Raw genomic sequence first — 25259 nt, forward strand, 5'->3', positions numbered from 1 at the left:
AGGAGGCGATGACCATGTCGGAGTCGGAACGGAAGCCGTGCATCCTGATCGTGGAGGACCACCCCATCATCGCCGAGCTGGTGGAGACGCGGCTGCGCATCGAGGGAATGGAGCCGATCAAGTGCCCGGGCGGGCAGGAGGCGCTCGGCATCATCGGGACACAGCCGCTCGATGCGGTCATCCTCGACATCATGATGCCAGATGTCGACGGCTACGAGGTCTTGCGCTATATCCGCGCCCAGCCCGCGACGCGCCACCTGCCGGTCATCTTTCTGACCGCCCGGTCCACGCCCGCGGACATCGAGAAGGGCCTCGCGATGGGCGCGAACTACTACATCACCAAGCCGTTCAGCGGCCTCGACCTGGTGCGCAAGGTGCGCATCTGTCTCGAGGAGCATCGCGCCGCCCCCGAGCCGCGCGCCATGCGATGAGGCGCCCCCTGGCGCTGCTTGGGCTCGCCGCCGTGCTCGTCGCGGCTCCCGCCCGCGCCGACGGGCGCGAGGTCCCGCTCCAGGGCGACGGCAGGGGCTGGCTCGTCCGCGCCACGCTCAATGGCAGCGTGAACGGCCTCTTCCTCCTCGACACCGGCGCCAGCTACTGCGTGATCAACCAGAGCGTCGCGCGCCGGCTGGGGCTCAAGACAGGCGCGGAGCAGACGACGCTCGCCACCGCGAACGGCCTGGTGCGTGCGCCGATGGTCACCATCCGCTACTTCGATCTGGGCAGCAACCGCGTCCGCGACGTGAAGGCGGTGGTCCACGACTCGGTGATGCCACCGCTCGACGGCATCGTCGGCTTGAGCTACCTGAACAACTTCAGCTACGTGATCGACGCCAAGCAGCGCTTGCTGCGGCTGCGTCCCGGCGGTTGATTCGCTCGTCCGTGCGCGCGAGCGCGGGGGCGCCGTCTCCGCTTCGCTGCGCCGGCCGCACAGGCCGCCCCGGTCGCGCGCTCCGCGCCGGCCGCAGAGGCGCTGCGACGGCGCCCCCGCGCTCGCGCTCGCTGCCTCGCCTCCTAGAGAAGCAGCGCCACTTCCCCGGCGACGACTGGTAGCGTTGGACGAGGTCCGTGCCTCGGACGAGCCGGAACGCGCGACGCTCGACGGACGCGTTCGTCGCGAACGCCGTCCCGCTCTGCTTGCGGCACATGCCGCAGTGGCAGAGGGCGATGGGGCCGAGCTCGCCCTTCACCTCGTACGCGACACCTCCGCAGAGACAGGTGCCGGTCATGTCCGCCCTCCTCCTAGACGCCGAGGACGTTGATGGTGCAGGCGGAGCCGAGGCCGATCACGTGCGAGAGGCCGACCTTGGCGCCCGAGACCTGTCGGGCGCCGGCGGAGCCGCGGAGGTGGGACGTCACCTCGAAGATGCCGGCCACGCCCGTGGCGCCGAGGGGGTGCCCCTTGGAGAGGAGGCCGCCCGAGACGTTCACCGGGATGCGGCCGCCGTGCGCCGTCTCGCCCTCGTCGATCATCCGCCCCGCCTCGCCGTCCCTGCACAGGCCGAGGTTCTCGTAGTGGAGGAGCTCGGCGGTCGCGAAGCAGTCGTGCAGCTCGACCAGGTCGAGGTCCTCGGGCCCGATGCCGGCCACCTCGTAGGCCTTGCGGGCCGCGTTGCGGGTGAGCGTGCTCACATCGGGCAGCGTCAGGTCCCGCTCCGTCCATGGATCGGAGGTGAGGACCGAGGCCAGCACCCTCACCCTGGCGCCGAGCTGACGCGCCTTCTCGGGTGAGACGACGACCGCGGCCGCGGCCCCGTCGCCGGTCGGGCAGCACATGTAGAGCGTGTTCGGGTAGGCGACCATGCGCGCCTTGAGCACGTCCTCGAGGCTCACCTCGTTCTGGTACTGCGAGAGCGGGTTCCTGGTGGAGTGCCTGTGGTTCTTGACCGCGACCTTCGCGAATTGCTCCGGCGTCGTCCCGTATTTCCGCATGTGCTCCATCCCGGCCTGACCGAACACGGCCGGCATGAGGCCGCTGCCGATCACGCCCTCGGTGCGGATGCCCGGGCCGCCGCCCCCGAGGAGCCCCATCTTCCCCATCTGCTCGACGCCGACGGCGAGCGCCACCTCGTGCACGCCGGAGGCGACGGCCATCCACGCCTCGCGGAACGCGGTCGACCCCGTGGCGCAGGCGTTGGCGACGTTCACGACCGGGATGCCCGTCTGCCCCACCTCCTGGAGGACGCGCTGGCCGACCATGGCGTTCGCCTGGAAGAGGCAGCCCGCGGCCAGCAGCTCCACGTCCCTGATGGAGAGGCCGGCGTCCTTGAGCGCGAGCAGGACGGCCTCGGCCCCCAGGTCGGGGACATCCCGCTCGGGGTAGCGACCGAAGCGGATCATGCCGACCCCGGCGACGTAGGCGTCTCGCATGGTGATGCTCCTCTCGCCGACTCAGCCCCGGGCGGGGCGGAAGTAGAACGCGATCACGTCGTTGCCCTCCCGGTCCTGCTGCGAGACGCCGGTCGTCATCTCGACCGGCATGCCGAAGCGGAGTCTGGCGGGATCGGGCTCGACGTCGATCAGGTTGCAGCGCACCGACACGCCCTCGGGCAGGTCGACGACGCCGACCACGTACGGCACCGGGACTCCGGGCATCGACTGGTGCACGATCGACCATACCCAGAGCGTCCCCGTGCGTGACAGCGGAATCTCCTCGAACGGCCCCTCGGCGGTGCATCGCGAGCAGGCGCGCCGCCCGCCCAGATAGACGGCGCCGCACGGCTTGCAGCGCTGGCCGACCAGGTAGGGCTCTCCCGCATCGGGCAGACGGAGGAAGGGAACGATCGGACGCCGGCCGCGCGGCGCCGTGGTCGCGGAGGCGCTCACGTGGCCCGCGTAGCATCGCCCGGCGCCCCCTGTCCAGCGCCAGTGTGCTGTCCGCTGGATGGCTCTACTACGAGCGCCGACAGCAAGCTGGTCACCGGGTGCGGCGCGGAGTATGCGTGGCGGCCATGGACGACTTCCAGGGACGGGTGGCCGTCATCACCGGCGGCGGAGGCGGGATCGGCGCCGCCATGGCGCGTGCCTTCGCCGCGCGCGGCGCGCGCATCGTCCTCGCCGACCTCGATCGGGCGGCGATGGAGGGGGTGGCGGCCGAGCTCGGCGGCCGCGGCGCCGAGGTGCTCGCGGTACCGACCGACGTGACCGCGCTCGAGAGCGTGCGCGCACTCGCCGACGCAGCCGAGCGACGCTTCGGCGCCGTGCAGATCGTGTGCAACAACGCCGGCGTCGCCACCCTGGGCGAGACCGCCGCTTCGACACACGCCGACTGGCAGTACACCATGAACGTCAACTTCTGGGGCGTCGTGCACGGCGTCGAGACCTTCGTGCCTCGCCTCCTCGCGCGCGGCGCGGGCGGGCACGTCGTCAACACCGCCTCGATGGCGGGGCTGGTCGGGATGCGCTGGCTCGGCGTCTACTGCGCCTCCAAGTTCGCGGTGGTCGGGCTCACCGAGGCCCTGCATCGCGAGCTCGTCGAGCACGGCATCGGGGTGAGCGTTCTCTGCCCGATGGTCGTCGAGACCAACATCAACGAGAACTCGATCCGCAACCGGCCCGCGCCGTTGCGTAACCCGGGCGACCCCGCCGTCCCCGCCGGCGCCGTCATGGCGGGCAGCGTCATCGGCCCCGACGAGGTCGCCCGCCGCGTCGTGCGCGGCATCGAGCGCAAGGACCTCTATATCTTCACTCACCCCGAGCAGCGCGCCATCCTCCAGCGCCGCGCCGCGCGGCAGGACCGGATGTTCGAGCCCGATCGCTGGTAGCGCGCCCCGGAGCGCGCTAAAGGGAGCGCGTGGTCGCCGCCGGCGCGCTGATCTCCGGGACGGGCACCAACCTGCAGGCGATCGTCGACCGCATCGCGGCCGGCCGGCTCGACTGCGCGCTCCGCCTGGTCGTCTCGAACCGCGCCGGCGCCGAGGGCCTCGGGCGCGCCGAGGCGGCCGGCATCCCGACCCGCGTCATCGACCACAAGGGTTTCGCGTGCCGCGAGGACTTCGACCGCGCCGTAGTCGCTGCGCTCCGCGAGGCGGGCGTCGAGCTGGTGCTGCTGGCCGGCTTCGACCGCCTCGTCACCCCCGTCTTCCTCGCCGCCTTCCCGCTCCGCATCATGAACATCCACCCGGCGCTGCTGCCCGCGTTCAAGGGGCTCGATGCCCAGCGCCAAGCCCTCGCGTACGGGGTCAGGATCGCCGGCGCCACGGTCCACTTCGTGGACGAGCACACCGACCACGGCCCGATCATCGTGCAGGGCGCGGTCGCGATCAGCCCCGAGGACAGCGAGGACGAGGTCCGCCGCCGCATCCTCGCCGTGGAGCATGACATCTATCCCCTCGCGATCCAGCTCTTCGCCGAGGGGCGCCTCACGGTCGAAGGGCGGCGGGTGATCGTGCGCGGCCCCCGTCCACGGCTCCCCCCGCCCCTCGTCCACTGGTAACCCCCTGCGCGGGGAGGCGACCCCCGCGAGGGGGCTTTCGATTGAGTTCTAATGAGTTTCTGTTACACGGCAGCAGGAAGCAGCGGATGGGGCAAGCTGGCGGAGGGAGGGACGGACGGAGAGCCAGACACCTGCTGGCACCATCGGGACCGATGAGTCCGGCAAGGGCGACTACTTCGGCCCCCTCGTGGTAGCGGGCGTGTGCGTTCCCGCCGGCGGCCGGGAGGTTCTCGCGGGGCTCGGCGTGCGGGACAGCAAGACGCTGTCCGACGCGCAGGCCGAGCGCCTGGCCCGTGCCGTCCGGGAAGCTTACCCCACCGCCGTGGTGGCGATCGGGCCCGAGCGCTACAACGCGCTCTACGCGAAGATGGGCAATCTGAACCGGCTGCTCGCGTGGGCGCACGCGCGCGTCATCGAGAACCTGCTCGAGCAGACCCCGGGGTGCCAGGAGGCGGTCTCCGACCAGTTCGGGGACGCGCGCCTCCTCGAGCGCGCGCTCCTCGAGCGCGGCCGCCGCATCAGCCTGACCCAGCGCCCCCGCGCCGAGTCGGATCCGGTCGTGGCCGCCGCCTCGATCGTGGCGCGCGCCGAGTTCCTGCGCCGGCTCGCCGCGCTCGCCCGGCGCTTCGCCACCCCGCTCCCGAAGGGCGCCGGACCGCCCGTACTCGCCGCCGGCCGGGCCTTCGTCGCCCGCCACGGCGCCCGGGCGCTCGCCCAGGTAGCGAAGCTCCACTTCCGCACCACCCAGCAGGTGACGGGGGCGGGGGCCTGATGGACGTCGCCGCCGTCCTCGCCGAAGTCCGCGCGCTCGCCCACCGCGGCGAGATGCACACGATCGTCGAGCGCTACGGGGCGATCGACGACACCCCCGCGAGCGAGACCTGGAACTCGACCGAGCTCCTCTACGAGATCGGCCGCGCCTTCGGCATGCTCGGGAACGAGGAGAAGGTCGAGCGCTACCTGCTGCGCTGCGCCGAGCTCGCCCCGCGGCGCGCCGCCGTGTTCCACTGCGCCATCGGCTGGTACTTTCAGCGCAAGAAGAAGTGGACGAAGGCGCTGCGCTGGTACGACCGCGCCCTCTCCTCCTTTCCGACCTACCACCTCTGCCTCTTCCGCCGCGGCTACTGCCTCGAGAAGGTGCACCGCCCGCGCGAGGCGGTGGAGGCGCTCGCCCGCGCGCGCAAGATCTGGGAGGAGGCGCCGAGCGAGCAGCGCCAGCGCGGCCGCGGCGTGCAGGTGCAGGTACTCTTCCACCTCTCGCGCGGGCTGCGCGACCTCGGCGACTACGAGGGCGCGGCCGAGGCGCTCGATCAGTGCTGCGCGCTCGACCGCGGCAGCGACCCGCCCACCATCCGGGACGAGCACACGCTCGCCTGCCGCGGCGAGCTGCACCTGCGGCGCGGCGACCTGGACGCCGCCCTCACCGCCCTCACCGCGGCGCGCGACCTCGATCCCGGATCGAGCTACCTCTGGGAGCGCCTCGGCCGAGCCTACGAGCTGCGCGGCGAGCTCGAGGCCGCCGAGGCTTCCTACCACCACGCCACCCTCCTCCCGCGCGGCGCGTTCGCCTTCCTCGCCCTCGGCCGCTTCCACCTCCACGCCACGAGCCGGCTCCCCGAGGCGGCGTGCGCGCTGGTCGAGGCGCTGCGGCGCCTGCCCGGCGCCGAGCCCCTGATCCACCTCGAGCTGGCGCGCCTGCACCTCGCCTGCGACCGGCCGCACGCCGCCCTCGCGCACGCGCAGCGGGCGCTCGCCTGCCGGCACGAGGGCGGCTTCCCGGAGGGGCTCCGCCTGGCCGCCGCGCTGGCCGAGCGGCTCGGGCGGCCCGACGACGCCGCCCGCTACCTGGAGCAGCTCGGGCGCCTGGTCCCCGACGACGCGGCCCTCGCCGCGCAGCGCGCGTCCCGGGCCGCCTCGCCGGCTCCCGGCGCGACGGTGGCGCCCGACCTCCCGCTCCCGCCCGAGCTCGCCGTCCTCGACGAGGTCGCCTGCGACCGCCCCGGGGAGGAGCGCCTGGTCGGCGTGGTCGATCGCTTCTTCACGGAGAAGGGCTTCGGCTTCCTCCACTACGACGACGGGCGCTCGATCTTCTTCCACGTCACGCAGTGCGAGGAGGGCGCCGAGGGCATCGCGCCCGGCACCCGGCTGAGCTTCCGCGTCGGTCACAATCCGAAGAAGGGCAAGACCCAGGCGGAGGCGCTGCGCCGGGTGGACTGACCCGGCCGCCGGCAGCGCGCATCGAGGACGCCGGCCGGTTGTACTGCTCCTCCAGCGCGGCCGGGATCACGACCACCGGCCACGCCGCGCGTGCGGCATCAGACGCAGGCACTCGGGGAGGAAGCGCAACGTCGGGCGCGTGAGCGCCGCAAGCGCGTCGAGCAGCCGCTCGTGAGTCGCCCTCCAGGCGAGCCCGTAGCGCGTGCGCACGGCGGACGGCAGGAGCCCGATGGTGAAGAAGCGCGCAACGCGAAACGGCTCGCCGAGGGGGAGCGGGAGCGGCGGCGCCAGGATCGACGCGGCGAGGTCGCGGGCCGTCTCGCCCACGGTCAGCACGTCGTCGCGGACCATCGCGTCCACGTAATCCTCGAACGCGCGGTGGCTCGGCGGGACGAGCGCGTCGGGGATACCGAGGAGCCGGGCGCCGACCTTCGCCTCCTCGTAGTAGGTCGCGCGGTCCTCGGGCGAGAGCGGAGCGACGAAGCGCCCGTAGACGAGGAGCGCGCTGTCGACGAGCGTGGCGTGGACCCACAGGAGGAGCGTCGGGTCGTTGGCGTCGTAGGGCGTCCCCCGCCGCCACGGGCCGACGTCGGCGTCGAGGACGCCGTGGACCCGGGCGTGGACGCGTTCGATCTCGTGGACCGCCGCCAGCGCGTGCGCCGCGTCCGCGAAGACGATGGTGAGCATCAAGTCGAGCGTCCGCCAGAGGCGCGCGAGCGGCTCGGCGCGGAAGCGGCTGTGCGCCGCGACCGCGGCAGCGACGAGCGGGTGCGCGATCTGGAGGAGAAGGGCGCGGCCGCCGCCGAGGAGCACGACCGCCTCGCGATTGACGCGCCGGATGAAGCTCTCGGAGGCGAAGAGGCCGTCCCGGGGGTCGACGACCGGGCGGCGGCACGCGGCGCGCAGGCGCTCCACGTCCTCTGCCGACAGCTCGGGATGGGCGCTAGCGGCCTGCATGCCGGGATGGTAGCCGTCGGCGCGGCCCGGGGCGAGCCTCGCGGTCGCGGGGCGCCGGGGAGACTAGCGCGCGTCCGGATAGACGCGCGCCAGGCGCGCGGGCGGCACACCGGCGTAGTACGCCGCGCGGAGTGCCCACATGAGGACCACGGTGCGCGCCAGGCCGTGGCGCTGCCAGCGGCGCGCCGAGGTGGTGACCGTGTCGCGCAGACACGCGATGGGGCCCACGCGCTTCATGGCCCGGCTGAGCGCGACGTCCTCCATGAGCGGCACGAGCGGATAGCCGCCCACGCGCTCGAACACCGCGCGGCGGACGAAGATCGCCTGATCGCCGGTCGCGACGCGCGTCAGACGCGAGCGGAGGCTGATCAGCCGGCCGAGCGCACGATAGGCGAGGCCCGCCGCGTCGAGCCGCACGTCGAAGCGGCCGCCGACCACGGCCGGATCCGCGAGCGCGCGGGCGACCGCCCGTGCGTAACCCGCGGGGACCCGCGTGTCGGCGTGCAGGAAGAGGAGCACGTCGCCGCGCGCCGCGGCCGCGCCGGCGTTCATCTGCCGCGCCCGCCCGCGCGGCGCCTCGAGCACCCGGTCGGCGCGCGCGCGCGCCACCGCGAGCGTGCCGTCGCGGCTCCCGCCGTCCACCACGATGACCTCGTGCACGCCCGGCTGCCGCGCGGCGGCGAGCGACGCGGGCAGGGCCTCCACCTCGTCGAGCGTCGGCACGACGACGGAGAGCGTCGGCGACGAGAATTGCAACCCCGCATCCCCCACGGTATAGCTTGACCCCGATGCTGGACGGCGCCGCGACCCCGCGCAAGCCCGTCGAGGCGCGCGACACGGTCGTCATCCGTTTCGCCGGCGACTCGGGTGACGGCATGCAGGTGACCGGCATGCAGTTCACCACCGAGTCGGCGCTGGCGGGCAACGACCTCGCCACCCTGCCCGACTTCCCGGCCGAGATCCGCGCCCCCGCCGGCACGCTCGCCGGCGTGAGCGCCTTCCAGCTCAACTTCTCCTCGCACGAGGTCTTCACCCCCGGCGACGACCTCGACGTCCTGGTCGCCATGAACCCGGCCGCCCTCAAGATGAACGTCGGCGACCTCAAGTCGGGCGGCATCCTGATCGTCGACCGCGAGGGCTTCAACGAGCAGAACCTGAAGAAGGCCGAGTACGAGTCGAACCCGCTCGAGGACGGCTCGCTCCGGCGCTACCAGCTCTTCCAGGCCGAGGTGACCAAGCTCACCACGGCGGCGCTCAAGGACCTGGGACTCTCGGCACGCAGCGTCTTCCGCTGCCGGAACTTCTTCTGCCTCGGCATGACGTCCTGGCTCTACCACCGGCCGATCGAGCCCGCCGAGGCATGGATCAAGGAGCGCTTCAAGAAGACGCCGGAGGTGGTCGAGGCGAACGTGCGCGCGCTGCGCGCCGGCTTCAACTTCGCCGAGAACGCCGAGCTGTTCTCCGTCTCGTACGAGATCCGGCCGGCCACGATCGCCCCCGGCAAGTACCGCAACATCACCGGCAACACGGCGACCGCGCTCGGCTTCGTGTGCGCGGCCACGAAAGCGGGACGGCCCCTCTTCCTCGGCAGCTACCCGATCACGCCCGCGAGCGACGTGCTGCACGAGCTCTCGGGCTGGAAGCAGTACGGCGTCTACACCTTCCAGGCCGAGGACGAGATCGCCGGCATCGGCGCCGCGCTCGGCGCGGCCTTCGGCGGCGCGATCGCCATCACCACCACCAGCGGCCCGGGCATGAACCTGAAGGCCGAGACCGTCGGCCTGGCGCTCGCCGTCGAGCTGCCGATCGTCGTGACCGACATCCAGCGCGCCGGCCCCTCCACCGGCATGCCCACCAAGACCGAGCAGGCCGATCTCCTGATGGCCATGTACGGCCGCCACGGCGAGTCGCCGGTCCCGGTGCTGGCCGCGGCCACGCCCGCCGACTGCTTCTTGATGGCCTTCGAGGCGGTGCGCATCGCGGTCAAGTACATGACGCCGGTCGTCCTGCTGACGGACGGCTACCTCGCCAACGGCGCCGAGCCGTGGCTGATCCCCGACCCGGCTGCGCTCCCCGACGTGCCGGTCGCCTTCCGCACCGATCCGGGCGCGTTCTTCCCGTATCTCCGCGACGAGGAGACGCTCTCGCGCCCGTGGGTCATCCCCGGTACGCCCGGCCTCGAGCACCGCATCGGCGGCCTCGAGAAGGAGTACCTGACCGGCAACGTGAGCTACGCGCCCACCAACCACGAGCAGATGATCCGGGTGCGCGCGCGGAAGATCGCCGGCATCGTCAGGGAGATCCCTCCGCTCACGGTCTCCGGTCCGCCCGAGGGCGAGCTGCTCGTCGTCGGCTGGGGCAGCACCTACGGCTCGATCACGCAGGCGGTGCGTGACCTGCAGGCGGCCGGCCACGCCGTCGCCCACGTACACCTCCGGCACCTGAACCCCCTCCCCTCCGACCTGGGCGGCATCCTCGGCCGCTACCGGCGGATCCTCGTTCCCGAGATGAACCTGGGACAGCTCGTGCGCCTGCTGCGCGCCGAGTACCTGGTCGACGCGATCGGCTTCAACAAGATCCAGGGCCGTCCCTTCAAGGTGTCCGAGATCGCGAGCCGGTGCCTCAAGCTCCTCGGCAAGGAGAGCCTCGCGTGAGCGCCTCCGAGCAGAAGCTCACCAGGAAGGACTTCGTCTCCGACCAGGACGTGCGCTGGTGCCCGGGGTGCGGGGACTACGCCGTCCTCTCGCAGGTGCAGAAGGTGCTCCCCGAGCTCGGCGTGCCGCGCGAGAACTTCGTCTTCATCTCGGGCATCGGCTGCTCGAGCCGCTTCCCGTACTACGTGAACACCTACGGCTTCCACTCGATCCACGGACGGGCGCCCGCGATCGCGACGGGACTCAAGGCGACGCGCCCCGAGCTCTCGGTGTGGGTCGTCACCGGCGACGGCGACGCGCTCTCGATCGGCGGCAACCACCTGATCCACGTGCTGCGCCGCAACCTCGACATCAACATCCTGCTCTTCAACAACAAGATCTATGGCCTCACCAAGGGCCAGTACTCGCCCACCTCCGAGGTCGGCAAGGTGACCAAGTCGACGCCCGCCGGCTCGGTCGACCACCCCTTCGACCCGATCGCGCTCGCCCTCGGCGCCGAGGCGAGCTTCGTCGCGCGCAGCGTCGACGTCGAGTCGAAGCACCTGCAGGAGATCGTGCGCCGCGCGCACGAGCACAAGGGCGCCGCCTTCGTCGAGATCCTCCAGAACTGCAACGTCTTCAACGACGGGGCGTTCAACGACGTGACCGACAAGGCCACCAAGGCCGACTCGACACTCGTCCTCGAGCACGGGAAGCCGCTCGTCTTCGGCAGGAACCGCGACCGGGGCATCCGCCTGCGTGACTTCCAGCCCGAGGCGGTCGAGCTGGGGGGCGGGATCACGGAGGCCGATCTGCTCGTCCACGACGAGCGCAACCCTGCCCTCGCCTACCTGATCGCACGCCTGGGGCCGCCCCGCTTCCCGACCCCGATCGGCGTCTTCACCGCCGTCGAGCGCCCGCGCTACGAGGACGCCTTGAACCAGCAGGTCGCCGCCGCCAAGGCAAAGTCGCCGGCCGATCTCGGCGCCCTTCTGAACCGCGGCGACACCTGGGTCGTCTCCTAATCGGGATCAGGGACGACGGGAGGTAGGAGGTCGCGACGCCGCGGCAGCGTGCGGTGGCGGGGTGCCACCGCGGCGACCTCCACAGGCCCGCGCGCGCCTGCAGCTTCGCGGGGGGACGTGACGGCCAGCGCGGCGCGCGTGGCCGAGGACGCGGGAGCCGCGGCGGCACCCCGCCGCCGCCACCCCGCCGCACTCTCGGCGCGCTCGCCTACCCGCCGTCGCGCCCGCGCCAGCGTTCGCCGCGCGCCGGGTCCGGCGGCACCGTGAGCACCTCGTTCGGGAAGAAGTCGGCGATGTAGTCGATGATGTCCTTCGCCGATACCACGCCGACCGGCTGGCCCGCCTCGGTGACCAGCGGCACGTGACGGAAGCCGCCCACGCTCATCTTGTTGAGGGCGTAGACGATCGGATCGTCGGGCGAGAGCACCTCGGGGTCGGGCGTCATGAAGTCGCGCACCGAGCGCTTCTCGTCGCCCTGCCCCAGCTTCATGATGAAGTCGCGCTCGGTGACGATGCCGTGACGCTGTCGGCGGGCGCGAGGCAGAGGGGCGGCCGGGGGGCGAGATAGCGGATGGGCTCCCGGATCATGCGCTGATCGAGCACGCGTGGCGCCCGCTCGCCGCCGGTGAGGAGACTCAGATCCTCCTCGAGCCATTCGTCCATGGCGCTCCCTCCTTGCCCCGAGGGCCGGTGATCGCTGGTGAGCCGGAGTCTCCGCCCGGACGCGAAAGGCTGTCAAGCGCGGAGGTCGAGGCCCGCCATCACGCCCGTGGTCCGGGGTAGGCTCACTTCCCCCCGCGCCAGGAGAGCGCGCAGGCGGGCCAGGTCCGCGGGCTGGTCGACGTCGAAGCTCGGGGGCAGCAGGTGTGGGGCGAGGCCCGCGGCGCCGGCCCGCGCGAGCGTCGCCTCGAGCACCCCGGCCGTTCCCCAGGCGATGCCCGCGAACAGGTCCGGGGCCGGCCTCCCGAGGCCGATCAGGTAGTAGCCGCCGTCCGCCGCGGGTCCGAGCACGACGTCCGCGCCGTGCGCGAGCGCGGCTGCGGCCTCGGCCAGCGCCGCCGCTGGGATGTGTGGCGCGTCGGCGCCGATGGCGACGACGGGTCCGGGGCCCGCGGCGAACTCCTCGCCGATCGCCCCTGTCAGGCGCTCGCCCAGGTCGCGGCCACGCTGCGGGCGGCACCCGGCCCCGGGGAGCAGCTCGGGGAAGGGCGCATCGGGCGGCGTGTACGCCCAGGTGACGGCATAGGGCATCGCGCCCAGGCGCTCGGCCAGGTCGAGCACGAACGCGCGGTAGAGCGCACAGGCCGCGTCGGCACCGAGCGTGGCGGCGAGCCGCGTCTTCACCCGGCCCGCGACCGGGTGCCTCGCCATGACGACGACACGGGCTCCAGGAGGCGGTTCGGGCACCTAAGACCCCGCGGGCCGGAAGCTTTGGAGGTAGGCGACGATGTCGTCGATCTCCGCCGGCGAGAGGACTCCCTCGAACGGCGCCATGAGCGTGCCCGGCCGGCCCTGCGCAATCACCAGCCGGAGCTGCTCGCGCGTGCGCCCCTTCCAGAACGCGGGGTCGCGGAAGTTCCGCGGCCTGGGCTCGATGGCGGCCGCCGCCGGCCCGTCCCCGCCGCCCCCGCTGCCGTGGCAGGGCGCGCAGCGCGTCTCGTAGACAACCTGGCCCCGGGCGACGTCCACGGCCGGTTTCGCCCCCGGTCGGGGCGCCCCCGCATCGCTCCCGCAGGCGGCGAGGCAGACGAGCAGCGGGGCGAGCGCGCTGGCGGCGCGCCCCTCCCTACGCGTCATCGCCGTCGTCTTCGACCAGCCGGTCGAGCTCCGCGCGCGCATCCAGCGTCGCCAGCTCCGCGAAGCCGCCGATCGCGCGGCCGTCGATGAATATCTGCGGCACCGTGCGACGGCCGGTACGGCGCACGAGATCGGCGCGTGCCTCGGCATCGCCCCCCACGTCGATCTCGTCGTACGGGATGCCGCGCGCCCGGAGGAGCCGCTTCGCGCGCACGCAGAACGGGCAGCTCCCCATCGTGTACACCTGCACGCGCGCCATCGCCTCGAAGCTAGACTGCGTGCCCGGGTGTCGCAAGGCCGCGTTGACAGCGCGGAGGCGCGCCGATACGGTCGCGCGATGGTCGATGCGGGTGTCGGCGAAGCGTTCACGCGCCTCGTGGAGCTGATGGCGCGGCTCCGCGCCCCGGGCGGCTGCCCGTGGGACCGCGAGCAGACGTCCGCGAGCCTCCGCCCCTATCTGCTCGAGGAGGTCTACGAGGTCCTCGAGGCGATCGACGCGGGCGACGCCGGCCACCTGCGCGACGAGCTGGGCGATCTCCTCCTCCAGATCGTCTTCCAGTCCCAGCTCGCGTCCGAGGCGGGGCGCTTCACCATCGCCGACGTGGCGTGCGCCATCGTCGACAAGCTCGTCCGCCGCCACCCGCACGTCTTCGGCGACGCGCGGGTGCGGGACGCCGACGAGGTGGTGCGCAACTGGCGCCGCATCAAGGCCGAGGAGCGGCGCACGACGGGCGAGGACGGCGACCTCTTCGCGGGTGTGCCGGCAGCGCTGCCCGCGCTGGTGCGCGCGCAGCAGCTGGGCGAGAAGGCGGGCCACGTCGGCCTCGACTGGCGGGATGCGGGCGGCGTGCTCGAGAAGCTGCGCGAGGAGATCGCGGAACTCGAGGCCGCGCTCGCGGCCGGCGACCGCGGCCAGGTGGAGCACGAGCTGGGCGACCTCCTGCTCGCGGCCGCGAGCCTCGGCCGGCACGTCGACGTGTCCGCCGAGATGGCGCTGCGCGGCGCCAACGAGCGCTTCGTGGCGCGCGTCCGCCGCCTCGAGACGGCGGCGCGGGTTCGCGGCCAGGCGCTCGCGGACCTCGCCCCCGAGGAGCGCGACCGGCTGTGGGAGGCGGTCAAGCTGGTTTGACCCGTGCCCGCGCGCGTGGTACCAGCGCAGCCCCGGAGGAGGACCCGACCAGCGTGGCGAACCACCCCTCGGCGCTGAAGCGCCACCGGCAGAGCGAGAAGCGGCGGCTGCGCAACCGGGCGCTCAAGACCCGGCTCGGCCACTTGGTGCGTGCGGTGCGCACGGCGGTCGCGTCGCGCGACCCCGAGGCCGCCCGGACGCTGGCGCGGGCCTCGCGCGAGCTCGACAAGGCGGTGGCCAAGGGCGTGCTGCACCGCAACAGCGCGGCCCGCAAGGTCTCCCGCCTCGCGCGCGCGGTCGGCACGCTCGCTACGACGCGCTAGCGATCTCGAGCAGCGCCGCGTCGAAGCACGCCTCCTCGTCGTGTGCGCTCTTGAGCTCGAGGTCGAGGCGGCGCAGCACGAGGAGGGCGCGCTCCAGGTCGGCGGCGCGCCCGCGGCCGCGGTTCCGGTCGACCAGCCAGCGCGGCATACCGAGCCGCTCGGCGATGGCGGCGGGGGCGAGCCCCTGCTCCGCCAGCTCGGCCACGTGCAGCGCGCGGCGCAGGTTGGCGGCCACGAAGGCGACGATGAGGATCGGCGACACGCCCTCGGCGCTGAGCTGGCGGAGCACCCGCGCGGCGCCCGCGAGGTCGCGGCGGGTCAGGCGATCCGTGAGCTCCTCGACCCGGTGGGAGCGCGCCGTGGTCGCCATCGCGCGCACGTGCTGCGGCTCGATGCGCACGCCGGGACCGACGTGGAGCGAGAGCTTGTCGAGCTCGCCGGCGAGCACGCCGAGCGAAGGGCCCGAGCGCTCGACCAGCTCCTCGACCGCCGCGGGCGCGATCTCGTGCCCGCGCTCGCGGGCCAGGCGGACCACCCACGGCCCGGCGGCGCCCGCGTCGAGCTCCGGGAACCCCACGCCCGTCCGCGCGCGCAGGCAGGCGGCGAAGAGCTTGCGGCGCTGGTCCGGGTCGCCTGCGACCACCAGGACGAGCGTTCCCTCGGCACCGAGCGTCGGCAGCGCGTCCAGCACCCGGGTCTCGTCGCGCGCGGCGAGCTTCTCCGCGCGGCGGACGACGAGCACCTGCGCACCCCCGAAGAGCGGCGGGGATCTGAGGTCCCCGAGTGCGCCGCCCAGGCGCTCGGCGTCCTGGTCGGCCCACAGGGTCCGCCACGTCCCCGGCCGGCCCGCGGGCAGAAGCCGGCGCCGGAGCACGCCGAGCGCGCGCTCGACGAGGAACGTCTCCTTGCCGAAGACGAGATAGGAGGGCCGCAGCGGCTCGCGCTCGAGGGCTGCGAGCGGATCGGGTGTGGCGCTCAGAAGCCCTCCATCGTCTGCAGGTAGATGTCGCGGGCGAGGAGCTCGATGAGCTCGACCTCCGCCGCCCGCCGGCGCGCCTCGCCGATCTGCACGTTGGGCAGGTCGGGGAGATCGCGGGCGTTGATCGTGCCGCGCTGGAAGCGCGGCGAGCTGGTGACGACGGCGCCGCTCACCGCCCCGAAGTCCTGCGACTCCTGGAGCAGCTTGTTCTCGAAGAGGACGTGGCCGCTCTCGCGCTCGGTGAGCCGCATGCCCACCCGCATGACCCCCTGGTACTGCACCGCCTCGTCGGTGGCGCTGAAGGCGACCGGCACGCTCGTGAAGCTGCGGATGGTGCCGGAGAGCACCAGGTCGGCATCGCCGTCGGTGACCACGCGCAGCGCCCCCAGCCGGCGGAACTCGTCCTCGACGGCGCGGTGCAGGCGGACCTCGAGGCCGGTCTCGCGGGTGTGGTTGGTGAACGGCTCGATGCGGATCGAGCGCGCCCCGTCCGGGACCGTAGTGCCCGTGCCGGCCAGGTGGTAGCCGCACCCCGCGAGCGCGAGGGCGGCGAGGAACGCGGCGCACCTCATGCGATCAGGTTCAGCATGCGTCGGGGTACGAATACCACCTTGCGGATCGGCCGCCCACCGGTGTGCGCCTGGATGTGCGGGGCGGCGAGCGCGGCGGCCACGACTTGAGCCTCGGCCGCGTCGGCCGGTACGCTGACGCGGCCGCGCAGCCTGCCGTTCACCTGCACCGGAAGCTCGATCAGCTCGCGCACGAGCGCGCCGGGGTCCGCCGCGGGCCAGCGCTCGGCGTCGAGCGCTCGGGCGTGGCCCGTCGCCTCCCACAGCTCGCTCGCGATGTGAGGCACGAAGGGCGCGAGCAGGAGGAGCGTCGCGTCGACCGCCTCGCGCAGCACGGCGGGGCTCGCGCGCTCGCTCGCATCGCCGAGCGCGTTCACCAGCTCCATGACCGCCGCGACGGCGGTGTTGAAGTGGAGCCGCTCGACCACGTCGCCGGTCACGCGGCGGATGGTCTCGTGGGTGCGGCGGTGGAGCTCGCGCTCGTCCGCGCCGAGCTGGCCGGGGAGCCGCGTCCCCGGCGGCGCCAGACGCGGCGCGAGCGCGTGCACCAGGCGCCAGAGGCGGTGGAGGAAGCGATGCATCCCCTCCACGCCCTGGTCGCTCCACTCGAGGTCCTTCTCGGGCGGCGCCTGGAAGAGGCAGAACAGGCGCGCCGTGTCGGCCCCGTAGCGCTCGATCAGGTAGTCGGGGTCGACCACGTTGCCCTTCGACTTGCTCATCTTGGCGCCGTCCTTGATGACCATGCCCTGCGTGAGCAGGTCGCGGAACGGCTCGTCGAGCCGCACGTAGCCCAGGTCGCGCAGCACCTTGGTGAAGAAGCGCGCGTAGAGGAGATGGAGCACGGCGTGCTCGATGCCCCCGATGTAGCGCTCGACGCCCTCGGCGCCGAGCCAGTAGTCGAGCTCGGCGGGATCGAAGGGCGCGGCGTCGCTCCGGGGCGAGCAGTAGCGCGCGAAGTACCAGGACGACTCGACGAAGGTGTCCATGGTGTCGGTCTCGCGCCGGGCGGGCCCGCCGCAGCGCGGGCAGGCGACGCGCACGAAGGCCGCGTGCGCGGCGAGCGGCGAGCCGCCGGTGCCGGTGAAGGCCACGTTCTCGGGCAGGACGACGGGCAGGTCGCGCTCCGGCACCGGCACCGTGCCGCACCGCTCGCAGTAGATGATGGGGATGGGCGCGCCCCAGTAGCGCTGGCGCGAGATGCCCCAGTCGCGCAGGCGGTACGACACGGTCGGGCCGCCCTGACCGCGCGCGGCGAGGGCGGCCGCGATGCGCTCCTTCGCGCGCTCGCTCTCGAGCCCCGTGAACTCCCCCGAGTCGACGAGGAGGCCCGGCCCCTCCCACGCCGCCTCCATGCCGCCCGGGTCGAGGCGCTCGCCCTCCGGCTGCACCACCACCCGCACCGGGAGCCCGTACGCGCGCGCGAACTCGAAATCGCGCTGGTCGTGCGCGGGCACGGCCATGACCGCGCCCGTGCCGTACTCCATGAGGACGAAGTTCGCGACGTAGATCGGCAGGCGGGCGCCCGTGATGGGATGGCGGCAGAAGGCGCCGGTCGCCACACCCTCCTTGCCGACCGCGCGCTCGGCGCGCGAGGTCGCCCGCACGCGTGCGGTGAAGGCGGCGACCCCTGCGGCCGCGGGCGTGCCCGCGACCAGCTCGGGCACCAGCGGATGCTCGGCCGCGAGGCTCATGAAGGTGACGCCGAAGAGCGTGTCGGCGCGGGTGGTGAAGACCGCGACCTCGCCGGCGCGGCCTTCGAGTGGAAAGCGGATCTCCGCGCCCGCGCTCCGCCCGATCCAGTTCCGCTGCATGGTGAGCACGCGCTCGGGCCAGCCGGTCAGGCGGTCGAGGTCGCGCAGCAGCTCCTCGGCATAGGCCGTGATGCGGAAGAACCACTGCTCGAGCTCGCGGTCCGTGACCGGGCCGTCGCAGCGCCAGCAGCGGCCGTCCACCACCTGCTCGTTGGCGAGCACGGTCTCGCAGTGTGCGCACCAGTTGACGAGCGAGCGGCGCTTGTGGGCGAGGCCGCGCTCGAGCATGCGCAGGAAGAAGAGCTGCTCCCAGCGGTAGTAGCGCGGGTCGCAGGTGGCGAGCTCGCGCTCCCAGTCGTACGAGAAGCCGAGCCGGCGGAGCTGCCGGCGCATGTGGTCGATGTTGTCGTAGGTCCACCGGGCGGGGTGGACGCCGTGCTCGATGGCGGCGTTCTCGGCCGGGAGCCCGAAAGCGTCCCAGCCCATGGGGTGGAGCACGCGGTAGCCCGCCATCCGCCGCTGGCGCGCGATCACGTCGCCGATCGAGTAGTTGCGCACGTGCCCCATGTGGATGTGCCCGGAGGCGTACGGGAACATTGCGAGGACGTAGTACGCCTGCTGGCCCGGCTCGGCGCGCGCCGCGAAGGCGCGCGCCTCCTCCCAGCCGCGCTGCCACTTCGCCTCGACCGCCTGCGGGTCGTACCGCCCCGGCCCCCCCGCCCGCGCCATCCTCACTCCGGACGCTCCGGCTTCGCCTTGACGCCGAGCACCTGGGCGATGTGGTCGAGCACGCCGTTCACGAAGGCAGGCGAGTCCTCGCTCCCGAAGCGGCGCGCGATCTCGATCGCCTCGTCGATCGCGACCGAAGGGGGAATGTCCGGCCGCGCGAGGAGCTCGAAGGTGGCGAGGCGGAGCAGGCTCAGATCGACGCGCGAGAGGCGCGGCAGCCGCCAGTGCTCGGCGCTCGCCGCGATCAGCGCATCGATGCGCTCGCGGTGCGCGGCCACGCCCTCGACCAGCTCGCGGGCGAAGGCCTGCACCTCGCGCTCGGCGTCGAAGTACGACCAGAAGAGCGCCATGCCCGGGTCGCCCTCCCCCGCCACGTCGAGCTGGTAGAGCGCCTGGAGGGCCAGCTCTCGCGCCTCGCGCCGCGAGCCCATCAAGCCCTCTGCACCGCGCGCAGGAGGTACACCATCTCGAGCGCGGTGAGCGCCGCCTCGTAGCCCTTGTTGCCCCGCGTGCCGCCCGCGCGCGCGAGCGCCTGCTCGAGGGTGTCGGTGGTGAGCACCCCGAAGGCGACGGGCAGGTCCTGCCGGAGGGCCACGTCCGCGATGCCGCGCGCCGCCGCGGCCGCCACGTAGTCGAAGTGCGGCGTCTCGCCGCGCACCACCGCACCCAGGCAGACGAGCGCGTCGTAGCGGCCGGTCGAGGCCATGCGCTGCGCGCAGAGCGGCAGCTCGAAGGCGCCGGGCACCGTCGCCACGTCGATCGCGTCGTCCGCCACCCCGTGGCGCGCCAGCGCGTCGAGCGCACCGGCCAGGAGGAGGTCGGTCACGCTCTGGTTGAAGCGCGCGAGCGCGACGCCGATGCGCAGCCCCTCGCCGCTCGGGGTGGCCTGCAGGTGGCGCGGCACGGGTCGGGACGCTCAGCTGGTGCGCTGGAGCCCGGAGAGGAGGTGTCCGAGCTTGGCCTGCTTGGTGCGCAGGTACTCGATGTTGCCCGCGTGCGGCGCCACCTCGAGCGGGGCGCGCGCCACCACGTGCACGCCGTAGCTCTCGAGCCCGCCGATCTTCTGCGGGTTGTTGGTGAGCAGCCGCACGTGCCGAACGCCCAGGTCGCGCAGGATCTGCGCCCCGATGCCGTAGTCCCGAAGGTCCTCCCGGAAGCCGAGCTCGAGGTTCGCCTCCACCGTGTCGCGGCCCCGATCCTGAAGCGCGTAGGCGCGGATCTTGTTGGCGAGCCCGATGCCGCGGCCTTCCTGGTGGAGATAGACGAGCACGCCGCGACCCGCCACCGTGATTGCCTCGAGCGCCTGGCGGAGCTGGTCGCCGCAGTCGCAGCGCTCGGAGCCGAAGACGTCGCCGGTCAGGCACTCCGAGTGCAGGCGCACGAGCACCTCGGCGTCGCCCTGCACGTCGCCCAGCACGAGCGCCATGTGCTGATGCTGGTCGACCGAGTTGTCGTACACGATGGCGCGGAAGGTCGGGCCGTCACGCAGCGGGAGCATCGCCTCGGCCACGCGGCGCACGAGCGTGTCCGAGCGGAGCCGCATCTGGATCACCTCGGTGATGCTGATGCGCGGGAGGCCGTGGTGCGTGGCGAGCGCGTCCAGCTCGGCCGCCGTCGCGAGGTTGCCCGACGGCCCGAGCACGCTGCAGACGACCGCCTCGGGGCCCATCCCCGCCAGGCGCACGAGGTCGCTCGCCGCTTCGGGGAGCGCGGCGTACACGAGGGTCCCGCCCTGCGCCGCCTGGATGGGCGTCACGTGCCCTGGCATCACCAGATCGCCCGGCGTCGCGTCGGCGGCAACCGCCGCCAGGATCGTGGTGGCGCGGTCCGAAGCGCTGATCCCGGTCGAGACCCCCTGGCGTGCCTCGATCGAGGCGCCGTAGGCGGGTGTGGCACCCGCGCGCGGCCCCATGAGCGGGATGCCGAGCTGCCGCATGCGCGCCGGCGGCAGCACCAGGCAGACGAGCCCGCGCGCGTGCTTCACCAGGAAGTTGATGGTGGCCGGCGCGACGCGCGCCGCCGCGCAGCCGAGCACCGCCTCCGGCGGCTCGGCCGCAGCATCGACGATCAGCACGACGCCGCCGCCCCGGATCTGCTCGACGCACCCGGCGATGCTCTCCGGCGCCATCGGCGCAACCCTACCCCGCCGCCGACGCCGAGGCAAAGGCGGGCGGCGGGGACGGCGCGGGGCGGCGGCGGCGCCCCCGCGCGCCGGTGGCGGCGGGTTTGACGGAACCATCGCCGCGCTCGTCGCGCTCGAAGGGCGCGCCGAGAGCAGCCGACCTGCGGGCAGTTGGGGCTTGCGTGTCGATGATGCGCAGCCGGCCCTGGCGTACGATGGGGCGGGCAAAGGGTGCGCTATCGCGGCGGAGCGCCGCCCGTCTTCATCGATGCAACTTCCCGCTTGTGGGGACGACCCCGGCCGTGACTATGCCCCACGTCGCATGGTAAAGGGGCGCTGGCGCCTGGTTCAAGTCCGGGTCCGATCCCGCCGACAACGATCCAGAGGGGGTGGGTACGTGAGTGGAGAGGCGTTCATCGACTACTACGAACTCCTTCAGCTCAGTTCGAACGCGGACGAAGACACGGTTCGCCGTGTATTTCGCCACCTGGCCAAGAAGTATCATCCCGACGGCCCCGGCCACGGCGATGCAAAACTCTTCAATCTCCTTGTTGAAGCGCAACGCACGTTGACCGACCCCGGGGCGCGGGCGGCCTACGACGCGAAGTACCAGCAGTACTGGAACCGCACCTGGAAGGTCGCCGCCGAGGCCGCCGACGGCCAGACGATCGTCGACGACGCAGACATCCGAGAACGGCTGCTCGCGCTGTTGTACGTTCAGCGCAGGCAGAGCGCACGTCAGCCGGGCATGGGCGACATGGAACTCGCGCGTGTCGTCGGCTGTCCCCCCGAGCACTTGGATTTTCACCTCTGGTATCTGAGGGAGAAGGGCTGGATCCAACGGCTCGACACCGGCCTGTTGGCCATCACCGCAGAGGGCGTGGATCAGGTGGAAGCGTATCGCGCGCGCGTCGGCCCCACCCGCATGATAGACACGCGAGTTGGACGTGGCGCGAATGACGCACCCGACTGACGAACCGTGCTCCGCCACACCGGCCACTGACTCTCCGCGACTTCGAGCAGCGCCTCGCCGCCGTTTCCGAGGTCGCTCGCCTGCTGAAGTGCTCGAGCCCGCCTGCGGTGGACCGCGGGCACGCGGGCGGTGTATGGCAGGGCGACCGATTCGGCCGTGGAGGGTCGAGCCATGACGAAGGGGAGCGGCGCCGGCGTTCTCGCGCTCGTGGCTGCGCTGCGGGCGAGCGGCGCGCTCGGCGCGTGGATGGTGAACGAGCGCGGCGAGTGCGTGCGGGCGTGGACGACCGCCTCGCTCGGGCGCGGACCCTCGGCAATGCTGAACGCGCCGCTCGCGCCCGTCCGGTCTGCGGTCGGCGGGTTCCGGGTCGCGCACGACGACCGGAGCCCGGACCTGAAGTCGAAGATCCTGTTGCCTCCGCTGTTGACGCTCGGCGGAGGCGCCATGGGCCTGGTCGACGCCGCCGTCTGGCTCGGCACCGGGCTCGCCGACACGGTCACCGGCGGCTACTTCGAGGTGGCGCCGGAGGAGGCGACGCGTCTCGGCGTCGAGCCGATCGTGCCGGCGTTCGCTCGCGTCCCCGGGCGGGGCAGCACGGACCGCTGTGGCCGTGGGGCCGGAACGCTGGCCGCCGCACGCTGAGCCGGCGCCTCAACGAGACCGCGCCGTGGGAGGTGAGCGCGTCCGGGCCGCTTCACCCCGCCGTCGCCCCCAGCGCCTGCGGCCTCACCATCGCGAACTCGCGCTCGAAGTGGGGCTGGATCGTCCCGAACACACGGTCCCAGATGGTGGTGATGATCCCGTAGTTCCCGGCGATCTCGGAGTGATGCGCGTCGTGGAAGGATGGCGTCACGAACCAGCGGGACAGGCGATTCGTGTACCACCAGCGTGGGAACACCTCGTGCCCGGTGTGCAGGAGGATGCTGTTCACCGTCCCGTGAAGGCTGACGAGCGTGACGGCGTACATATGGAAGGGGAACAGCGTCAGGGCCAGCGGAAGGAAGCCGCCGGTCAGCAACGCCTCGATCGGATGCACAGAGAACGCCGTCAGCGGGTTCGGCATGATGGATCGGTGGTGCACCTTGTGAACCCAGTCATAGACGATGCCCACGTGCAACACCCGGTGCACGGTATAGAAGTAGAGGTCGAAGAGCAGGAAGTAGAGGACGGTCTGACCGAGAACGGCGAGGCGGGTCGTGTTGCCGAAGTCTATGACCGCGATCCCTCGTTGAAGGAGGTAGATGGTGAACATCCCGACGACCCCGCCCAGCATGAGCGTCGTCGACGTGAACAGCAGCTCGTGGAGCAGGACGCGCCCGTTGAAGCCGCCCTGCTGAATCTTCCGCTTCCTGAAGAAGCCCCGGAAGACGACGTGGATTAGCAGGAAGGCCAACGCGATGACCATGCCGTTGGCGAGCGGCAGGCGGAAGACCTCCGTGAACCCCACCCGCTGCACGACGAAGAGCGCGAGGATCGTGTCGACGAGCGGGTTCACCGGCTGCAGGCCCTGACGGGCCACTGAAGACCTGGGAGGCCTCGGTGGTGCACCTCTCTCTGATTCACCCGCTCGCCGGGATGCCGTACCAGGCTCAAGAGGTTCCCCCCGGCCGCACCCGGACTGGCGCCGAGTCCGCTCGCCAAGGCGAGCAGCGCGACCGTGGCCTGCTTGCGACGAGCGAAGTCGCCCCCCTCGCGCCTGCGGGCGGCCCAGCGGGCGAAGGTCACGACCAAGGCGATCGTGGTGACGACTAGGACGGTCGCTGGAATGCCGACCAGCAGCGCCGAAGGCTCGGGCACTGCGCGCAGCGGCTCGAGCGCAAGCTTCGCAGCCGGACGGAGGATGCAGAACGCAGCCAGCAGCGATCCCGCAGGTGCGCCGCGGCGGAAGAGCCAGAGGAGCACCCCCAGGGTGAGGAGCGAGGCCATCGCGAAGTAGAGCGGCAGGGGGTGAGCCGGCAGCGAAAGCGGAGCGTCGGCGGGGATCAAATGGGCCGCCACCTGTGCGTTGTAGGCCTGGGTGTCCGGGGCATGGCGCCAGCAGAAGAGCGCGAAGCGGCCGCACGCCCTGCCCATGCAGCACCCGTTGGCGAGGCACCCGAGCCGTCCTATCGGAATCAACACCGATGCCCAGACGGCGAGCGCATCCCCCGTCGCACGCCAGGGCGCGCGGAGGAACGCGCACCACAGCCCCGCGGCCACGACGCCGGTCAGCAGACCGAGCGGCAGGTGGTTCCCGGGCGCGAACAGCTCGCGGGGCGAGACCAACAGGGCACCCACGAGCGCGTGGAGCTCGAGCGGAGCTTGCTCGAAACGGTACTGCCACTTGGCGCCGACGGCGCACCCCACTATGGCAACCACGAGCGCGCCGACCGTCGCCGGAGTGAGCGCGCGGCGCGCGCGCAGCATGAGGAGGCCGGCGAGGAAGCCGGCGAAGTAGCCTGCCGCCCACGCGGCCACGTATGAGCTAGGCACCGTACATCCTCGCATCCGCGACGCGGCGGCGCGGCGGGCAGCGGATCGTCAGGAAGCCACCCGGGCTTGTCGAAGAGCCGAGGGAGAGGATGTGCACCAACACGCGTCACGTGTAAGCCCGGTGAACGGACCGGGTCAAGTACGGGTGACGGCGCCCCTCAGCCGGAAACCCGGTGCGCCAGCGGCTCCGCGACCCAGCCTCGCTACTGCCTCGCTGCGGTCGCGTCGGGCGGCGCGAGCGCCAGGGCGGCCCGTACGGCCGGCATCGGGCGCAGCAGCGCGCGGACGGTGGCAAGGGCCTCGTGCATGCTCCCCACCTGGTTCACCTGCTCGCCGGGGTCGACGATGAGGTCGAACAGGCGCTCCTCGCCGTACTCACTGCGCATGTACTTCAGGTGCGCGGTGCGAACGCCCGTCCACTCCTCGCCAAACAGCAGGTTGCCGAGGTTGAAGGAACGCTCGGAGCCTGCGCGCCCGGTGAGCAGATCGACGCCCCCCCTCCCTTGCTCCTCGATGCCCGCCAGCGCGAGGATCGTCGGCGCGACGTCGATCACGTTGCTCAGCTCTCCGCGGCTCATCGGGCCCCGCGGCTCCGCGGCCGGCACGACCAGCAACGGGATGTGCAGCACCTCGTCGTAGAGCGTCCTCCCGTGCTCGACGCCGCCGTGCTCCCAGAACTCCTCGCCGTGATCGGCTGTGAAAACGACGGCCGTCCGGCGGGCGAGGTCGCGCTCGGCGAGGAAGTCGAGGAGGCGCCCGATCTGCTGATCGGCGAAGTCGACGTCCTGCTGGTAGAGCTCGGCGATCCGGCGACGCTCGTCGGGGCCGGGCCGATACTCGCCCGCGCGCAGCAGGCCGACCCCGTGGAATGGGACCACGAGCCCGGGCTCGCGCTGGAAGGCCATCAGATCGAGCGTCAGGCTGGTCGAGTCGCCGTCGCGGTCCCCGTATGGTGCGTGCGGGTCGAGGAAGTGCAGCCACAGGAAGAACGGGCGGTCACCGGCGGTGGCGAGCCAGCGCTCGGCGTGCACGCGGACCGTGTTGGCGCGATCGGAGGGCAGAGTGCGCGGTGCGAGGGTCCGGGCCAGGCGCATCGGCGTCGTCTGGGCGAGCCCGCGCACCAGCTCCCCGCCCATGGTGACGTTCTC

General features: G+C 72.6%; 30 protein-coding genes. 12 read left to right on the plus strand and 18 right to left on the minus strand.

The features are described from left to right. The first annotated feature begins 8 nt into the window (after positions 1-8). Positions 9-431, plus strand: a complete 423-nt coding sequence (locus E6J59_09115) for a response regulator (protein ID TMB20276.1) — start codon at positions 9-11, stop codon at positions 429-431. Continuing rightward, positions 428-871 (plus strand): TIGR02281 family clan AA aspartic protease, encoded by a 444-nt coding sequence (locus E6J59_09120; protein ID TMB20277.1) that lies wholly within the window; start codon positions 428-430, stop codon positions 869-871. The genes E6J59_09115 and E6J59_09120 overlap by 4 nt, the downstream gene beginning before the upstream one ends. On the opposite strand, the gene E6J59_09125 is transcribed toward E6J59_09120, so the two are convergent. From E6J59_09125 to E6J59_09135, 3 genes are read right to left on the minus strand one after another with little or no spacing between them, the layout of a single operon-like run. Then, positions 816-1229: a GFA family protein gene (locus tag E6J59_09125; GenBank protein ID TMB20278.1), complete on the minus strand. Its 414-nt coding sequence runs from the start codon at positions 1227-1229 to the stop codon at positions 816-818. The genes E6J59_09120 and E6J59_09125 overlap by 56 nt on opposite strands. Before the next feature lie 13 nt (positions 1230-1242). Further along, the gene (locus E6J59_09130; protein TMB20279.1) at positions 1243-2370 is read right to left on the minus strand and encodes a thiolase family protein; all 1128 of its coding nucleotides are present in this window, start codon (positions 2368-2370) and stop codon (positions 1243-1245) included. A gap of 21 nt (positions 2371-2391) precedes the next feature. Continuing rightward, positions 2392-2940 (minus strand): hypothetical protein, encoded by a 549-nt coding sequence (locus tag E6J59_09135; protein ID TMB20280.1) that lies wholly within the window; start codon positions 2938-2940, stop codon positions 2392-2394. Positions 2941-2951: 11 nt separating this feature from the next. Between E6J59_09135 and E6J59_09140 the strand changes: the two genes are divergently transcribed. The 4 genes from E6J59_09140 (at position 2952) to E6J59_09155 (ending at position 6652) form a co-directional block, all read left to right on the plus strand. Next, positions 2952-3764: an SDR family NAD(P)-dependent oxidoreductase gene (locus E6J59_09140; GenBank protein ID TMB20281.1), complete on the plus strand. Its 813-nt coding sequence runs from the start codon at positions 2952-2954 to the stop codon at positions 3762-3764. A 29-nt stretch (positions 3765-3793) separates the two neighbouring features. Continuing rightward, complete coding sequence (locus E6J59_09145) at positions 3794-4435, plus strand: phosphoribosylglycinamide formyltransferase (protein ID TMB20282.1); 642 nt, start codon at positions 3794-3796, stop codon at positions 4433-4435. Between the two features lie 142 nt (positions 4436-4577). Beyond that, positions 4578-5207 carry a ribonuclease HIII gene (gene rnhC, locus E6J59_09150; protein ID TMB20283.1) on the plus strand — a complete coding sequence of 210 codons (630 nt, stop codon included), beginning with the start codon at positions 4578-4580 and terminating at the stop codon, positions 5205-5207. Beyond that, positions 5207-6652 (plus strand): tetratricopeptide repeat protein, encoded by a 1446-nt coding sequence (locus E6J59_09155; protein TMB20284.1) that lies wholly within the window; start codon positions 5207-5209, stop codon positions 6650-6652. Before rnhC ends, E6J59_09155 begins: the two co-directional genes overlap by 1 nt. Positions 6653-6718: 66 nt before the next feature. On the opposite strand, the gene E6J59_09160 is transcribed toward E6J59_09155, so the two are convergent. Together E6J59_09160 and E6J59_09165 are read right to left on the minus strand one after the other, a co-directional pair. After that, positions 6719-7609: a DUF2236 domain-containing protein gene (locus E6J59_09160; protein ID TMB20285.1), complete on the minus strand. Its 891-nt coding sequence runs from the start codon at positions 7607-7609 to the stop codon at positions 6719-6721. Positions 7610-7672: 63 nt separating this feature from the next. Further along, positions 7673-8365 (minus strand): glycosyltransferase, encoded by a 693-nt coding sequence (locus E6J59_09165; protein ID TMB20286.1) that lies wholly within the window; start codon positions 8363-8365, stop codon positions 7673-7675. Between the two features lie 32 nt (positions 8366-8397). On the opposite strand from E6J59_09165, the gene E6J59_09170 reads away from it, so the two are divergent. Both E6J59_09170 and E6J59_09175 read left to right on the plus strand, forming a co-directional pair. Next, positions 8398-10263 (plus strand): 2-oxoacid:acceptor oxidoreductase subunit alpha, encoded by a 1866-nt coding sequence (locus tag E6J59_09170; protein TMB20287.1) that lies wholly within the window; start codon positions 8398-8400, stop codon positions 10261-10263. Continuing rightward, positions 10260-11267 carry a 2-oxoacid:ferredoxin oxidoreductase subunit beta gene (locus tag E6J59_09175; GenBank protein TMB20288.1) on the plus strand — a complete coding sequence of 336 codons (1008 nt, stop codon included), beginning with the start codon at positions 10260-10262 and terminating at the stop codon, positions 11265-11267. The genes E6J59_09170 and E6J59_09175 overlap by 4 nt, the downstream gene beginning before the upstream one ends. 208 nt (positions 11268-11475) lie before the next feature. Here the strand turns inward: E6J59_09175 and E6J59_09180 are convergent, their stop codons facing one another. The 4 genes from E6J59_09180 to grxC form a co-directional block, all read right to left on the minus strand. After that, a complete protein-coding gene (locus E6J59_09180) occupies positions 11476-11922 on the minus strand; it encodes a CBS domain-containing protein (protein ID TMB20289.1) in 447 nt (148 codons plus the stop codon). An 80-nt stretch (positions 11923-12002) separates the two neighbouring features. Continuing rightward, positions 12003-12638: a glycosyltransferase gene (locus tag E6J59_09185; protein TMB20290.1), complete on the minus strand. Its 636-nt coding sequence runs from the start codon at positions 12636-12638 to the stop codon at positions 12003-12005. A gap of 36 nt (positions 12639-12674) precedes the next feature. Next, complete coding sequence (locus tag E6J59_09190) at positions 12675-13106, minus strand: cytochrome c (protein ID TMB20291.1); 432 nt, start codon at positions 13104-13106, stop codon at positions 12675-12677. Further along, a complete protein-coding gene (gene grxC / locus E6J59_09195) occupies positions 13054-13323 on the minus strand; it encodes a glutaredoxin 3 (GenBank protein TMB20307.1) in 270 nt (89 codons plus the stop codon). The genes E6J59_09190 and grxC overlap by 53 nt, the downstream gene beginning before the upstream one ends. 78 nt (positions 13324-13401) lie before the next feature. Between grxC and mazG the strand changes: the two genes are divergently transcribed. Together mazG and E6J59_09205 are read left to right on the plus strand one after the other, a co-directional pair. After that, positions 13402-14193 (plus strand): nucleoside triphosphate pyrophosphohydrolase, encoded by a 792-nt coding sequence (gene mazG, locus E6J59_09200; protein ID TMB20292.1) that lies wholly within the window; start codon positions 13402-13404, stop codon positions 14191-14193. Between the two features lie 53 nt (positions 14194-14246). After that, a complete protein-coding gene (locus E6J59_09205; protein ID TMB20293.1) occupies positions 14247-14516 on the plus strand; it encodes a 30S ribosomal protein S20 in 270 nt (89 codons plus the stop codon). Here E6J59_09205 and holA read toward each other — a convergent pair. From holA to ribA, 6 genes are read right to left on the minus strand one after another with little or no spacing between them, the layout of a single operon-like run. Further along, on the minus strand, positions 14503-15495 hold the full coding sequence (gene holA, locus E6J59_09210) for a DNA polymerase III subunit delta (protein ID TMB20308.1): 993 nt from the start codon (positions 15493-15495) through the stop codon (positions 14503-14505). The two genes, E6J59_09205 and holA, sit on opposite strands and share 14 nt — an antisense overlap. Next, the gene (locus E6J59_09215; protein ID TMB20294.1) at positions 15492-16067 is read right to left on the minus strand and encodes a hypothetical protein; all 576 of its coding nucleotides are present in this window, start codon (positions 16065-16067) and stop codon (positions 15492-15494) included. Before E6J59_09215 ends, holA begins: the two co-directional genes overlap by 4 nt. Next, positions 16064-18544: a leucine--tRNA ligase gene (locus E6J59_09220; protein TMB20295.1), complete on the minus strand. Its 2481-nt coding sequence runs from the start codon at positions 18542-18544 to the stop codon at positions 16064-16066. Before E6J59_09220 ends, E6J59_09215 begins: the two co-directional genes overlap by 4 nt. Before the next feature lie 2 nt (positions 18545-18546). Beyond that, complete coding sequence (gene nusB, locus E6J59_09225; protein ID TMB20296.1) at positions 18547-18975, minus strand: transcription antitermination factor NusB; 429 nt, start codon at positions 18973-18975, stop codon at positions 18547-18549. Continuing rightward, on the minus strand, positions 18975-19448 hold the full coding sequence (locus E6J59_09230) for a 6,7-dimethyl-8-ribityllumazine synthase (protein TMB20297.1): 474 nt from the start codon (positions 19446-19448) through the stop codon (positions 18975-18977). Before E6J59_09230 ends, nusB begins: the two co-directional genes overlap by 1 nt. 12 nt (positions 19449-19460) lie before the next feature. After that, positions 19461-20672 (minus strand): GTP cyclohydrolase II, encoded by a 1212-nt coding sequence (gene ribA / locus E6J59_09235; GenBank protein TMB20298.1) that lies wholly within the window; start codon positions 20670-20672, stop codon positions 19461-19463. On the opposite strand from ribA, the gene E6J59_09240 reads away from it, so the two are divergent. Continuing rightward, the gene (locus tag E6J59_09240; protein TMB20299.1) at positions 20539-21639 is read left to right on the plus strand and encodes a J domain-containing protein; all 1101 of its coding nucleotides are present in this window, start codon (positions 20539-20541) and stop codon (positions 21637-21639) included. The two genes, ribA and E6J59_09240, sit on opposite strands and share 134 nt — an antisense overlap. A gap of 171 nt (positions 21640-21810) precedes the next feature. Then, entirely contained in the window at positions 21811-22281 is a 471-nt protein-coding gene (locus E6J59_09245; protein ID TMB20300.1) for a hypothetical protein, read from the plus strand. Between the two features lie 52 nt (positions 22282-22333). Here E6J59_09245 and E6J59_09250 read toward each other — a convergent pair whose 3' ends face one another. The 3 genes from E6J59_09250 to E6J59_09260 form a co-directional block, all read right to left on the minus strand. Beyond that, complete coding sequence (locus E6J59_09250) at positions 22334-23134, minus strand: sterol desaturase family protein (GenBank protein ID TMB20301.1); 801 nt, start codon at positions 23132-23134, stop codon at positions 22334-22336. Further along, positions 23131-24126 carry a hypothetical protein gene (locus E6J59_09255; GenBank protein ID TMB20302.1) on the minus strand — a complete coding sequence of 332 codons (996 nt, stop codon included), beginning with the start codon at positions 24124-24126 and terminating at the stop codon, positions 23131-23133. The genes E6J59_09250 and E6J59_09255 overlap by 4 nt, the downstream gene beginning before the upstream one ends. A 188-nt stretch (positions 24127-24314) precedes the next feature. Continuing rightward, the gene (locus tag E6J59_09260) at positions 24315-25247 is read right to left on the minus strand and encodes a hypothetical protein (GenBank protein ID TMB20303.1); all 933 of its coding nucleotides are present in this window, start codon (positions 25245-25247) and stop codon (positions 24315-24317) included. Between the last annotated feature and the right edge of the window lie 12 nt (positions 25248-25259).

The organism is Deltaproteobacteria bacterium (assembly GCA_005879795.1).
Lineage (GTDB): Bacteria > Desulfobacterota > Binatia > DP-6 > DP-6 > DP-6.